Origin of the sequence: Planktothrix sp., from assembly GCF_046067725.1 — a bacterium.
Taxonomy (GTDB): Bacteria; Cyanobacteriota; Cyanobacteriia; order Cyanobacteriales; family Microcoleaceae; genus Planktothrix.
The window spans coordinates 1-13413 of sequence record NZ_JBJUDF010000031.1 but is presented as its reverse complement, the minus strand read 5'-3'; the positions used below and the strand labels follow the sequence as shown (position 1 = coordinate 13413).

At 40.5% G+C, this 13413-nt stretch carries 14 protein-coding genes; 9 read left to right on the top strand and 5 right to left on the bottom strand.

Features of this window, described 5'->3' with window-relative positions:
• The first annotated feature begins 44 nt into the window (after positions 1 to 44).
• From ACKPEB_RS01780 to ACKPEB_RS01760, 5 genes are all read left to right on the top strand, one after another.
• Positions 45 to 770, top strand: a complete 726-nt coding sequence (locus ACKPEB_RS01780) for a hypothetical protein (RefSeq protein WP_408963061.1) — start codon at positions 45 to 47, stop codon at positions 768 to 770.
• Between the two features lie 103 nt (positions 771 to 873).
• On the top strand, positions 874 to 1092 hold the full coding sequence (locus ACKPEB_RS01775; protein WP_408963060.1) for a type II toxin-antitoxin system HicA family toxin: 219 nt from the start codon (positions 874 to 876) through the stop codon (positions 1090 to 1092).
• Positions 1089 to 1313 carry a type II toxin-antitoxin system HicB family antitoxin gene (locus ACKPEB_RS01770; protein WP_408963059.1) on the top strand — a complete coding sequence of 75 codons (225 nt, stop codon included), beginning with the start codon at positions 1089 to 1091 and terminating at the stop codon, positions 1311 to 1313. The genes ACKPEB_RS01775 and ACKPEB_RS01770 overlap by 4 nt, the downstream gene beginning before the upstream one ends.
• Positions 1314 to 1741: 428 nt before the next feature.
• A complete protein-coding gene (locus tag ACKPEB_RS01765) occupies positions 1742 to 2155 on the top strand; it encodes a hypothetical protein (protein WP_408963058.1) in 414 nt (137 codons plus the stop codon).
• Positions 2152 to 3414: a glutamate-5-semialdehyde dehydrogenase gene (locus ACKPEB_RS01760; RefSeq protein WP_408963057.1), complete on the top strand. Its 1263-nt coding sequence runs from the start codon at positions 2152 to 2154 to the stop codon at positions 3412 to 3414. Before ACKPEB_RS01765 ends, ACKPEB_RS01760 begins: the two co-directional genes overlap by 4 nt.
• Here the strand turns inward: ACKPEB_RS01760 and ACKPEB_RS01755 are convergent.
• Positions 3411 to 4244 carry an acyl-CoA desaturase gene (locus ACKPEB_RS01755; protein ID WP_408963056.1) on the bottom strand — a complete coding sequence of 278 codons (834 nt, stop codon included), beginning with the start codon at positions 4242 to 4244 and terminating at the stop codon, positions 3411 to 3413. The genes ACKPEB_RS01760 and ACKPEB_RS01755 overlap by 4 nt on opposite strands.
• A gap of 84 nt (positions 4245 to 4328) precedes the next feature.
• On the opposite strand from ACKPEB_RS01755, the gene ACKPEB_RS01750 reads away from it, so the two are divergent.
• Positions 4329 to 5561, top strand: a complete 1233-nt coding sequence (locus ACKPEB_RS01750; protein WP_408963062.1) for an aminotransferase class I/II-fold pyridoxal phosphate-dependent enzyme — start codon at positions 4329 to 4331, stop codon at positions 5559 to 5561.
• A gap of 154 nt (positions 5562 to 5715) precedes the next feature.
• On the opposite strand, the gene ACKPEB_RS01745 is transcribed toward ACKPEB_RS01750, so the two are convergent.
• Positions 5716 to 5991: a hypothetical protein gene (locus ACKPEB_RS01745; protein WP_408963055.1), complete on the bottom strand. Its 276-nt coding sequence runs from the start codon at positions 5989 to 5991 to the stop codon at positions 5716 to 5718.
• 39 nt (positions 5992 to 6030) lie between these two features.
• Entirely contained in the window at positions 6031 to 6543 is a 513-nt protein-coding gene (locus tag ACKPEB_RS01740; protein WP_408963054.1) for a hypothetical protein, read from the bottom strand.
• A gap of 273 nt (positions 6544 to 6816) precedes the next feature.
• Here ACKPEB_RS01740 and ACKPEB_RS01735 point away from each other — a divergent pair, with 273 nt between their 5' ends.
• Positions 6817 to 8349: a SagB/ThcOx family dehydrogenase gene (locus ACKPEB_RS01735; RefSeq protein ID WP_408963053.1), complete on the top strand. Its 1533-nt coding sequence runs from the start codon at positions 6817 to 6819 to the stop codon at positions 8347 to 8349.
• A 128-nt stretch (positions 8350 to 8477) separates the two neighbouring features.
• Here the strand turns inward: ACKPEB_RS01735 and ACKPEB_RS01730 are convergent, their stop codons facing one another.
• On the bottom strand, positions 8478 to 8870 hold the full coding sequence (locus ACKPEB_RS01730; RefSeq protein WP_408963052.1) for a Fur family transcriptional regulator: 393 nt from the start codon (positions 8868 to 8870) through the stop codon (positions 8478 to 8480).
• A 758-nt stretch (positions 8871 to 9628) separates the two neighbouring features.
• Between ACKPEB_RS01730 and ACKPEB_RS01725 the strand changes: the two genes are divergently transcribed.
• Positions 9629 to 11212 carry a B12-binding domain-containing radical SAM protein gene (locus tag ACKPEB_RS01725; protein ID WP_408963051.1) on the top strand — a complete coding sequence of 528 codons (1584 nt, stop codon included), beginning with the start codon at positions 9629 to 9631 and terminating at the stop codon, positions 11210 to 11212.
• Positions 11213 to 11314: 102 nt separating this feature from the next.
• On the opposite strand, the gene ACKPEB_RS01720 is transcribed toward ACKPEB_RS01725, so the two are convergent.
• Positions 11315 to 11986, bottom strand: a complete 672-nt coding sequence (locus ACKPEB_RS01720; protein ID WP_408963050.1) for a DUF6629 family protein — start codon at positions 11984 to 11986, stop codon at positions 11315 to 11317.
• A gap of 241 nt (positions 11987 to 12227) precedes the next feature.
• Between ACKPEB_RS01720 and ACKPEB_RS01715 the strand changes: the two genes are divergently transcribed.
• Positions 12228 to 13289 carry a class I SAM-dependent methyltransferase gene (locus ACKPEB_RS01715; protein ID WP_408963048.1) on the top strand — a complete coding sequence of 354 codons (1062 nt, stop codon included), beginning with the start codon at positions 12228 to 12230 and terminating at the stop codon, positions 13287 to 13289.
• Positions 13290 to 13413 lie beyond the last annotated feature (124 nt).

The following is a 13413-nucleotide window of genomic DNA, read 5'->3' as shown; positions in this document are numbered from 1 at the left end:
TTCCCTCCAAGACGCTTTTTCGGTTTGAAAAAAGGTGAAAAACCTTGACTTTTTCCAAGTTCAAAAAGGAATTTTTGAAAATTGAGGGGGAAGAAAAAAAACAGTTTTCAAGAAAAAACGGTTTTACTGTAAATTTTGAATCCCTACGATGCCTTTTAACAGATCAAAAGACTTCCTCAACTTCTAAATTATCAGACGAGAGATTAGAGATAAGATCTAATGACACTATTGAACAATTAGCAGATGATTTGAAAGAACAACCCTTTGAGACCATTAAAAAATTAGCAGATGATTTGAAAGAAAAATCCTTACCTAAAGGAGATATTCCTTTAGTGGTAGTTACAGGAATTCAAAGTTATGCTGATTTTGAAAAGGCAGAAGTTTGGCGAGGATTAGCAAAATTTGTTGATGAACCTGGAGGTCAAAAAGAAGAAAAAATTAACTTTCGAGAATTTCAAGGAAGAAATATTCAAGGGTATAAACAAAGCGATGATAGACATTCAAAAGGAGCTAGAAAAGCAAATGAAGGATCTATTCAAAAAAGAATAGTTATATCTGTTTTGGCTATATTGTTTTGCATCTCTTTAGCTTTGGGAATTTGGTTCTATATTCAATCCAAGGAGTCTAATCCAAAGAATCAACAGCAAAACGACAATATAAACAGTTCAAATCAACCCATTCAGACTCTAATCATGGAACTCAAGGCAGCGCAAAAAGAGTTAACCCCTCAAGAGCAAACTGAAGAAGTAAAGGAAGACAATATTAATTAAAAATCTATATTTCTACCTTTTTTTCTGAATATAATTAGTTAATATCATGCCAAATTCATCCAAAAAACCATTAAAATTATGCCTGTTAAGCTAACCCAGAAAAATGCCAAAGAAAATTAGGGAATTAAAAAGCCTTCTTCTGAAAGCAGGTTTTACTGATGAACCGGGTAAAGGAAGCCATACAAAATGGTCACATCCTCTTCTACCTGGAAAAGTAATTTTATCAGGAAAGGATAGCAATGATGCCAAACCCTATCAAGAACGAGATGTTATAAATGCTTTAAATACACTTGCTAAAATCAAGGAGGATCAACAACGATGAAAAGCTCTTATACTATTATTATTCAATGGTCAGAAGAAGATCAGTGTTATGTGGTCAGCCTTCCTGAATGGGGAGAACATTGTCACACCCATGGGGATACCTATGAAGAAGCGTTAAAGAATGCACAGGAAGTTTTAGAACTCCTGATAGAGTCGGCGTTGAACAATCATGAGCCTTTACCCAAACCTCAACTTTTCGGAAAAACATTAGAGTGTGTGTGAAAAAATATTAGATTGATTGAAATTTTTGGCAATTTTGAATCAGAATAAACAAGTAAATAAGAGTATGAAAGTAGCGATCGCTGGATCTACAATAAACGAATCTAAAGGTTGAGTTCGCTTACTAGAACAAGAGGAAGTTAGGAGCGAGGGAAGTATACTAGCAAAAAATTAAGATAAGCTATTACCTAAGATAGAAAATACTAGACATAGAGAGAAATAAAAAAACTGAAGTGGTAGAATAGTCAGAAAGCTGAGTCCTGTTTAGATGATGAAGGGGTGAGACTCTAAATGATTGTGATATAATTTTAACAAAAGAGAATGTTAGCAAAAGCTAACCCTTTTGGTTCAAAGTTTAAGTTGACTATCATTGATTTCACTTGCATTTTCAATCGAAATTATTACAAAAATATTAACTTAATGAATCGCTTGTGCCATCTCAAAAAGCTCAAAAGATTGATTTGAATGGGGATTATCCTTGCCCTTGTCGGCGAAGGGGGAGACTGGTTCCCATTGCCTTAACTGAAGCCTTTGGCTGTGATCGCTGCCAACAAATTTTTGTTGTCGATGAAAGCGGTTATTGTTTAGAACAACTCGCAACCCATTATCCTTATAAACAGGCTTGGCGTTGGACAGGTCATCAATGGAACAGAGCCAGTCCGGGGTTAAGGGCACATTACTTGCCGATGGCTTTGGGAGTGTTCTTAGTTCCGTTAGTGATTTGGTTGCCATTAGCCTTGTATTCACCGGGGCCAAATCTTGTGTTATGGGCAATGGTTGCGGTACTGTTAGCCATGTTACCTGCACTTATGGTTTGGCTCGCTTACAGGCGCGATTCTCGATGATAATTGATGATTTCTCTCCCTTTCCTGCTGACCATCCACTCCGTCGTGCTTACGTTGCCAGTTTTCAACTAGCAAAAACCACAGGAGTGGATCGGAGTCGAGCCTTGCAACTGATGGCCAAGGCATTGCGATCGCAACAGAACGATATCCTAGAAGCCAATACCCTCGATTTAGAAGCCAGTCGAGACTTAGGGTTATCGGAACTGATTACCGACTGGCTCAAACTCACTCCAGAACGCTTAGAAACCACCGTCCAAATCTTAGAACGTCTGGGACAATTACCCGATCCCATTGGTCGAGTCACCAGTGCCTCCTATCAACTCGAACAAGGACAAACCTATTATCAACATATTCCGTTAGGGGTAGTTGCCTTAATCTATGAAGCCTTCCCCGAACTCGCCGCCATTGCCACAGGATTGTGTTTAAAAACGGCGAATAGTTTAGTTTTATTAGGAGGAACAGAAGCCACCCACTCGAACCAAATTATTGTTCAAACTTTGCAAATTGCCTTAGAAGATTCGGGACTGCCTTTAGGCTGTTTAGAAATTTTGCCATCTGAACAAAATGCCCCCATTCAACAGTTAGTCACCCAAGATCAACATCTGAATTTAGTCATTCCCTACGGAAGACCTCATTTTGTACAGCAAGTGGTGAATCAATCCACCGTTCCCGTTTTGCGTTCAGCCATGGGAAATTGTTATTTATATTGGTCATCAACCGCCAGTGTGGATACAGCGCGATGGATGATTTTAGAGAGTCATGAAAGTAAACCCGATCCCGTCAATGCCATTGAAAAAGTTCTCATCGATCCCAATCAAAAAAGCTCATCTTTAGTGCGATTGTGGAAGAACTTTCGAGAAGCTGGGTTTGAACTGCGAGGAGATGAAGCCCTCGCCCAAGAATTCCCTGAATTAACTTTAGCCAAAGCGACGGAATGGTCAAGACCCTATTTAACCCGAACCATTGCTTTTAAAGTAGTGGAAAACTTAGAAAAAGCCATCGCTTGGATGAATACCTATAGTAGCGGTCATGCTAACTGTTTAGCCACCGAATCCTATTCCGAAAGTCGAAAATTTGCCCAAGATGTCAATAGTGCCTTGACCTTTATTAATGCGTCTCCTCGATTTTCCCGTCATTTAAACCGGGGAGACGCAATCTTTCTGGGGATTTCTAACCAGAAAGGATATCGTCGGGGATTAATAGGTTTAGAAGCCCTAATGACCTTGAAGCACGTGGTTCAAGGAAATCGACAATTCTAAATGCGTAAAGCTTCAGCATTGGCGGGGGGTAATTTCACTTTTTGGGCTAACCCTAACGCTTGCAAAAGCCAAATCGTCATCCAAGTTAAGTCAATTTCCCACCATTGCAAACCGTGACGGGCGGAATATTGGAACGCATGGTGATTATTATGCCAACCTTCACCATAGGTCACCAAGGCGACCCACCAACAGTTACGAGAGGAATCTCCCGACTCATAGGTTTGATAGCCAAATTTGTGAGTCGCACTATTCACAAACCAGGTACAGTGGAACATCACCACAACCCGAAAGAAAATGCCCCAAACGACAAAAGACCAACCTCCGATGAGATAGAGTAACAGTCCAAAGATCACCTGAATGACCAAAAAGTATTTTTGGAAAAACAGATAAACTGGATCATCGGCAATATCTTTGGTATAACGAGGGATTTGTTCATCGGCCGGAGTGTGGAATAACATCCAACCGAGGTGACTCCACCAAAACCCTTTGGTAGAATCATGAGGATCTTGTTCTTGATCCGAATATTGATGATGGAGACGGTGTAACCCGATCCAATCAATCGGCCCTCCTTGACAAGCCAGAGTTCCGCAAAAGATTAAAAAGTATTCTAGCCATTTGGGAGCTTCAAAGCTACGATGGCTAACCAGGCGATGATACCCTAGAGTAATTCCTAAGCCTCCAGTGACCCAATGTAAAAATAAAGCTAGACCTACAGCAGCCCAGCTAAAATTACTGGGTAGGAATGCCAACAGTGCGGCAGCATGGAGAAACACCATAAAAGCAATGGTGATCCAATCGGGCTTATATTGAGGTGAAGTTGCAATCGTCATGAAACGAAAATTCGAGCTTTTTTAAACGAAAGAGTCCCATTTGCGTCATAATATGCACCGCCCACAAATGGAGTGAGTTCGGTGATCCTATCTAGTATAGAACAGCTAAAAGAAGCAGAACAGGAACTATTTCCGATTTTTTCTGGTATTGACACACAGGTCAAGCATAATCTTAAACGAGTTTTAGATGCCTTTCGTCGCTACCGAGTAGGAACCCATCACTTTGCAGGCGTTACAGGTTATGGCCACGATGATTTAGGACGTCAAACCTTAGATCAAGTCTTTGCGGAGATTATGGGTGCAGAAGCGGCTGCGGTACGAGTGCAGTTTGTTTCTGGAACCCACGCCATCACCTGTGCCTTATTTGGCTGTTTACGTCCAGGGGACGAAATGCTGGCGGTAGCTGGCGCTCCCTATGATACCTTGGAAGAGGTGATCGGTTTGCGCGGTCAAGGTCAAGGTTCATTATTAGAGTTTGGCATATCTTACCGTCAATTGGATCTAACGTCTGAGGGAAAAATTGACTGGGAAAGCTTAAACACTGCAATAACCGCCAAAACTCGCCTCGTTTTAATTCAGCGTTCCTGTGGCTACTCCTGGCGTTCGAGTTTGTCGATTAATGATATTGAGAAAATTGTTCAGAGTGTTAAACAACAAAACCCCGATACGATTTGTTTTGTCGATAATTGTTATGGAGAATTTATCGAAACTCGTGAACCCACCTCAGTGGGTGTGGATTTAATGGCAGGTTCATTAATTAAAAATCCAGGGGGAACTATTGTTCAAGCGGGGGGTTATGTTGCGGGACGGGAAGATTTAGTTGAAGCCGCCACTTGTCGATTAACAGCCCCCGGAATTGGTAGCAGTGGCGGGGCTACTTTTGATCAAAATCGGATTCTGTTTCAAGGGTTATTTTTAGCACCTCAAATGGTAGGAGAAGCGATTAAAGGAACCCATTTAACTTCCTATGTTTTTCATCAATTAGGCTATCGAGTAAATCCGTTACCCTTGGAACCGAGACGAGATGTGATTCAAGCCATTGAGTTAGGTTCTCCTAATAAATTAATTGCTTTTTGTCGCGCCATTCAACAGTATTCTCCGATTAGTTCCTATCTCGAACCTGTCCCCGCAGAAATGCCGGGATATGAAAGTCATTTAGTCATGGCGGGAGGCACATTTATTGATGGAAGTACCTCGGAATTTTCCGCCGATGGGCCGTTAAGAGAACCTTATATTGTGTTCTGTCAAGGAGGAACCCACTGGACACATATTGCTTTAGCCTTAGAAGCGGCAATTGAAGCGATCGCACCGGTTTAAATCCAGAAACCGGGTTTTTATTACAATCTTTGGGTTGCTAACAAAGCTGTCTATAAAAACCCGGTTTCTTGTGCTATATGGGTTCTCAGAAACCGGGTTTTTCCACAATCTTTCGGTTTCTAATAAAGCTATCTACAAAAACCCGGTTTGCGGTTTAGAAGTGTTTTTGATAATAGTCTTCAACAGCACCCACAGCACTCAATAAAGGAGAATCTAAAGATTCGATCCAGTCTGCAACTTCCCTCGCCAGTCCTAACGTTGAAGTTCCATGAGACGGTTGAAGTTGACCTGCGATTACGGTTTGTTTGAGGTTTTTCAAAACCGCAATTAAATTATCTAAACGATCTGATTGTTCCTCTTGATCGATTTGTTCCGCAGAATCAATTGCTTGATCAATTAACTGAGTAAATTCGGTAATTTTGGCATCCATGTTAATATCCGGTGAGGGAATTGAGTTAATTAAAAAGAATTAAGGACAAGAAAAGGATTCAACACCAATATTTTGACCAGCCGACCATTTAATATTGGGATTTTTAGAATCTTTAATAAAGACTTGATGACCCATCCCTGGATAACATTCCGTTGGTGGTTGTGGGGCTACAATGCCTTTATAAATTATTGTTCCGGCGGGTAATGTGACCGTTTCAATTTGAGTTGCTTGATTTCCCCAAGCTTGATTTAAAGCTAAATTTCGGATCACATCAACATTCTTCGTATATTGATCCGTCGTTAAATAGCGCCCATATTTCATATTATCGGTGCTATAATAACGGTAAAAATCTTGAGCTTCTGATAATTGAATCTCTTGACATTCAGAGTTTAGAAATGTATTGGCAATATCGACGGGTAAAGGACAACTACTCGCAACATCTTGAGCGAAAGCGGGTGAGGCGTTAAAGAGGAAAAATTCAGATGCAACGGCAAAAAAGACGCTAATCAGTAGAGTTAATCCCAGACTCCGAAAAAGAGATTTAATGTTCATCGCTTGTATTCTAAAATCGATTTCTGAAGCGATTTTATCAAAAATCGGATGGCATTGCGTGTTTGATTAAAATTTTTAAAACAAATTTCATATAAGTTTACCTTAGATGAAGATGAGATTCCCTCAAGGATGCTCAAAAACCAATTCCCACCGATGACAACTGTTATCGCTCCGACTCAGAAACAGAATAACCCTCTTTAGGAAATAGGAAGAAACTCAAAAGAAAAGTCTACACTAGGAAAAAGTGTTATTGTTCTGCATCGGGTTAATCTTATGTCAGACTCTCTAAAATCCATTGCCCAACACTATCATGAACGCACGAAATATGATCCAGAAACCCTGGCGCTAAAAAGTCAAACCTTGGACTGGGAAAAACAGCCTATTCCCTTTAAAGAGTATAAAATCGGGAAAGTTTTTGATCTCAAACCTTACCTGCGGAATACAGGTGAAGTGACTTCTAATGACCCTAAAATCCAACTTTGGCAACGATTATCTCATTTATTGCTGCATAGTTATGGTTTAACCGCAAAACTGCCAACCATGGCGGGAGTTCATTATCTGAGAGCCGCTCCTTCGGCGGGGGGGTTGTATCCGGCGGAAATCTATTTAATTTCCAGGGGTACTGCAATTTTGGCACCCGGTTTATATCATTATCAACCCCAAAGCCATGCTTTACTTCTATTTTGGGAAAACCAAGTTTGGCCAGATTTACGAGACGCTTGTTTTTGGCATCCTGTATTAGAAAATACCCATTTAGCCTTGATAACAACGGCGGTTTTTTATCGCTCTTCCTGGCGTTATCAAGATCGCGCTTATCGTCGAATTTGTTTAGATACTGGTCATTTATTAGGCAATTTAGAATTAACGGCGGCGATGAATGATTATCGACCCCATCTCATCGGAGGATTTGCGGATAATATCTTGAATCAGTTATTATATTTAGATCGCGAAACGGAAGGGGTGTTCGCTGTTTTAGCCTTAGCCGATTTACTAGAAATTAACGAAAATTTACCCGGTTTAAGAACGGCTTTACCCTCTGCTATTGTAACGGATTATCCTAATATTACCGATGGAGAATTGCTGGCTTATTTGCATGAAGCCACCAAATTAGAAGTGGATTCTTCAGGAATTAAAGGTTGGAAACCGATGGAAACCGATGGGATTTTAGAAGATAAATATAATTTTCCCTTTTGTACAAAAGTCCCAACAGTCACCAGTTCCATTGACTGGGGTAAAAATTTATCGGGTTTAGAAAAAACGATGATGAAGCGACGCTCGACACGAGCTTATAATGGTTCTGAATTAATGTTAAATGAACTGTTAGCACTTTTAGATTTTACCTATCAACCCCACCATTATGTTCATCAAGGGTTAGATGGTGATCCCGATTATTTTGATCTCAGTTTAATTGAAACCTTTATTGCTGTTTCTGGGGTTAAAGGTTTGGAGGATGGATGTTATTATTATGCTCCCAAAGCTCAAGAATTAAGACAAATTCGCTTTAAAAATTTTCGCCGAGAGTTGTACTATTTGTGTTTACAACAGGATTTAGGACGAGATGCGGCGGCGGTCTTATTTCATACGGCGGATTTGAAAAAAGCCATCGCGAATTACGGAGATCGAGTGTATCGTTATTTACATTTAGATGCGGGTCATCTTGGACAACGCTTGAACTTAGCGGCTATCTATCTCCGACTAGGAGTCAGTGGAATTGGGGGGTTTTTTGATGATCAAGTGAATGAAGTCCTCGGTATTCCTACAGATGAAGCGGTTCTTTATATTACAACATTAGGAAGACCTCGGTAGAACGTTGACGGTTGAGGATTGAAAGTTAAGCTGTACTTCATTTAATTTAAACTGTATGTTTTAGGGAGCGGGGACGCTCCCACTCTGTTTGTAAGGATTTTCCCCTGATCAATTTAGATGCGTGTGATCTATACTTGCTGGGCGAGGGCGCAGCGTTCGCACAGTCCAAAAAATTCTAGGGTGTGGTAGTAAATTTTAAAATTGTGGGATTTTTGCAGTTGGGTTTCCAGGTGATGAACAGGACATTCATCGAGGGGGATAGACCGTCCGCATTCAACGCAGGTGAGATGATGTTCATCTTGCTGCATACAACTATAAACCGCTTCTCCTGTGGTTAAAGTGCGAACATGAATTAACCCTTCCCGTTTTAAAGCGTCCAAAGAGCGATAAACCGTTGCTAACCCCATCGTTTGGTTTGTTTTACGCAACTCTAAATAAAGTTCTTGAGCGGAAACCGAGCGTTTTAGGGTTTTGAGTTGGGTGAGAATTCGATCTTGACTGCGGGTGCGACGAGGTTTCATGATCACTCAATAGCAGGGAACAGGGGATAAGAAAAAAATAATTAGACACCCGATCAATTATCAGCTTGCTCTGGGCTATTGTATCAGAATACAACAAACAACCCTTAACCGTGTGATTGACTGACTGCTGAGGATCATTAGAATTCAAAATTAACGGGACTGGGCGGACTTGAACCGCCGACCTAGCGCTTCAGATTGGTGTGAGTTTCCCCACTCTCTGGACTATCCCTTCACCGTAGGCTAAAACTGCCCGTAGGTGGTGGCCGTTATGTCTAAAGCATCATATTGATGATTCCCTAGAACCAGTCTCTGCACCTTCTTTCCTCTGCGCGAGGTAAAGCTTGGCTCAAGATTACCTTATCTGTCACCAGACTTAGGCTTCCTTGAATTTGACCACATTCACTCACAGGGTTTCCCCAGATGGTGCCCGATTGTTCAGGAGGCGCTTGCTCTATCCACCTGAGCCACAGCCCCAAATTGACACTATTTCTATAGTAGCATGATTTTGTACAAAGATCTAGTTAATTAGGGAACAACTTCACTGGGAACAGGCAATAGAGAATTGATGATAATAAAAAATATAATTTTCAAGATAATTATCATACTTGCGATAGATAAAATTTGAAGGTGATGTAACTATAAATTAACAGTTAACCGTTAACTATTGACTGTTAATTGTTAGCGTAAGGGTTAATCAATAACGGAATTACTGTTAATGGTAAAAACGTCCTATTGCCTTTAAATTAGGGGAAAGATTTATGAAAGTTCTGCTGCTCTATCCTCAATTTCCTCAGTCCTTTTGGTCTTACGAGCGCTTCGTGGAAATTGCCGGACTCAAGGCAGTCATTCCACCTTTGGGAATTATTACCATTGCTGCACTATTACCCCCCGACTGGGAGATTCGATTTCACGATCGCAATGTCACCTGTGAAACCGAAACGGATTGGAACTGGTGCGATTTGGTGATCATTTCAGCGATGCTGGTGCAGAAACCCGACTTCCAAAACTTAATTCAAAAAGCCGTCCGTTTAGGCAAAACCGTTGCTGTCGGTGGCCCCTATCCCACCTCTGTCCCTCAAGATGCCTTGGACTTTGGGGCTAATTTCCTAATTTTGGATGAAGGTGAAATGACCATTCCCCCATTCCTAGAAGCACTGCGTCACGGTGAAACCCAGGGGATCTTTCGTTCAATTGATAAGCCTGATGTTACCCAAAGTCCGATCCCTCGCTTTGACCTGCTTAAGCAGGATGCCTACTTCATGATGGCGATTCAATTTTCTCGTGGTTGTCCCTTCAATTGCGAATTTTGTGACATTATTTCTCTGTATGGTCGCAAACCTCGCACAAAAGAACCTGATCAAGCTTTAGCTGAGTTGCAAACCCTCTATGATCAAGGGTGGCGTGGCTCCCTTTTTATTGTCGATGATAACTTTATTGGCAATCAACGTAACGTTAAACGTTTTCTGCGGGAACTAATTCCCTGGATGCAGCAACACAATTATCCGTTTAGCTTTATTACGGAAGCATCTGTGAATTTAGCCGAGGATAATGAATTACTGCAACTCATGGGTGAAGCTGGTTTTTATGCTGTTTTTCTGGGGATTGAAACCCCTGATCAAGATAGCTTACAACTCACCCGAAAACTACAAAATACCCGTAATCCCCTTGTAGAAGCTTGTCACAAAATTAATCAAGCCGGGTTATTGATTTATGCTGGATTTATCCTCGGTTTTGATGGAGAACGAACCGGAGCCGGCGATCGCATTCAAGCCTTTGTTGAACAAACCAGCATTCCGCAACCGATGTTAGGAATTCTGCAAGCTTTACCCAACACGGCCCTCTGGGAACGACTCAAAAAAGAACAGCGTTTAATTGATAGTAATGGTCATCCCACAGGGGATCAAAATACCTTAATGAATTTCATTCCCACCCGCCCTATTACCGAAATTGCGAAAGAATATGTGCAAGGGATTTGGACGATGTACGAGCCAGAGAATTATCTCCGACGCTGTTTACAACAATGCCTTAAAATTACCCCTTTAAAACATCATCAACAAACCATGAAATTCCCTGGCGGTAAGGGATTGAGATTGGTAGCTCAACTCATTTGGCATCAAGGAATTCGTCGCCCTGAAATTCGAGGACAGTTTTGGCATCAACTCTGGATTATTTTGTTGAAAAAACCTCAAGCTTTGAATATGTATTTAGGGTTATGTGCGGCTGGGGAACATTTCTGGGAATACCGGGCGTTAGCGAAAGAACGTATTACTCAACAGATGGCTTCTGATTTACACAAACCTGCTGTGACCTTAGCTGCAAAAAAACTGTCAATATTGTCTTAAGTACCCAAACATAATTATTTATACATTGGGTGATTTCCTGTTCCCTGTTTGCTGTTAAGCTGTTCCTTCTCTCAACCCGGTCATTTATTTTGCACTCATCACTTAATTTTTAATGTCTTGATTATGTGTTTTCCAGTCAAAAAAGATAAACCATAAACTACTACTAAGAACCGCAGCCAAGAAACACCACACTGAAATAAATGTGGTTTGATAAAATCTGTCCGCTAGAATAAAAGAAAGAATGACCAAAATCCCAAAAAGCATTAATAACCTTTGGCTTGATATCAAAAAGGGAACACTAATCACGACCAAATATAAATATTTGCAAAAATCATAGAATGAGACAAATTTAAAATAATATAATAAATTAAGATGATATAATAAATTACCGGAATAATTAGTAGCTAAAACCCCGTCTCTAATCACGCAACTCAGAAAATAAATTCCTAAAAAAAATCCGATTATTGTCAAAGTTAAAATAATTTTTTGGCGAAGAAGATCTTTTTCTAATAAATAAACAGAAACCGGACATAAAATTAGCCAAACTCCTGTAGCAAAGCTTATAAAACCATAGGCTCCTATAAAATAGAGAAGGGATGATTGATTATCCAAATTTAACCAGACGATTCCCTCAAGAAATTGCTGAGTTGCAAATAATAACGGAAAAGAAGCTAATAAAAGCTGATTTTTCGAGGTGGTTTGGGTCAGAGTCGCTATTCCTAACACAGATAATGATACACTAGCGGTAAAACTTGCTGTTGCTGAAAAGCACATAAAAATTAGCTCCAGAGTTCTTCAAACCGTCAATTTTTCATCAGGGATTAGGTTCGGGAACACCAGGGAATCTGCTAGTCCTACACCTGCTGCTGTACCTATTAAATCTAATTCTAGCTTCCTGAATAACGTTTAAGGGATTTTGGCAGGAAAAGGAGAAAATTTAGAGATTTCACGACTTTTTCTGATAAATTAAAGCTATAGGACAAGTTGTATATAGTATTCAGAGGATATTGTATTCGTGGTAGCCGTGAATCAACCGATTACAGTGAATGATCATAATCTGATTGAAAAAGCGCTTTTACTAAAAGTAAAACGACTGACTTCCGCACGAGGACAACTGGTTCTTCCTTGCGCGCCTGCTTTACTCGATGAATACATGAGTCAGTTTAATGCTTTATTGAAAGCATTAGGGCAAAATTTTACCCCGGATGAATTAAATGGCTTACGTCAACTTGTAGAACGAAAACTCAATGAAGGATATCAAGCTTCACCCCACAGTCGTTTAGTGTTTAAATATGAACCTCCTGAACCCACTCACGGGTTAACCAGTGGTTTAAAAATTACCGTAACCACGGAAATTGCTTCTTTAGAAAATAAATATCAACGCTGGTTAACGACCCGTGAAGGGCCGTTGTTTGGGTCACATCCTGATGCTAAATTAATGGCGGTGGTGTCTGATTTGTCGGAACCTTCCCGCAGTCCCATTTTAGATATTGGGGCGGGTGTGGGTCGCAATACCTTACCTTTAGCTCGAAAAGGACATCCCGTAGATGCAGTGGAACTCACCCCAGATTTTGCCCAAATTATTGCGAAAGAAGCCAAAGAAAGCAAGTTACCCATTCGAGTAATTCAAAGTAATATTCTCAATCCCGCTTTAGTGTTACCTGCTAATTATTATCGGTTAGCCTTAATTTCTGAAGTGATTTCCCATTTTCGCAACTTAGAGGATGTTCAAACTCTCTTAACCAAAGTTTGTGATGCTGTTGTTACAGAGGGATTAATTTTATTTAATACGTTTATCACCGATGATAATTTTGAACCCAATAATAAACTCCGAGAAATGGGTCAAATTCAATGGTCATACTTAATCACCCGTCCTGAAATTCATTCAGTTTTAAAAGATTTACCCCTAGAACTGATTTCCGATGAGTCGGTTTATGAATACGAACGCACTCACCTTCCCCCGGAAGCTTGGCCGCCCACAAATTGGTTTGAACATTGGTCACAGGGTCGAGATGTGGTTCCCATCCAAAATCCCCCCATGTCTCTACGTTGGTTATTGTGTCGGGTAAAAAAATAAAACCTCGTTGTCGAGAGGAGGTTATTCAACAGTGTAAGTTTTGTTAACAGACACTAACGTATGCTATAGTTTGAAACATGGCATACATACCACTCAGAAAAGCGGTCGAATTTCTGGGTCTGCA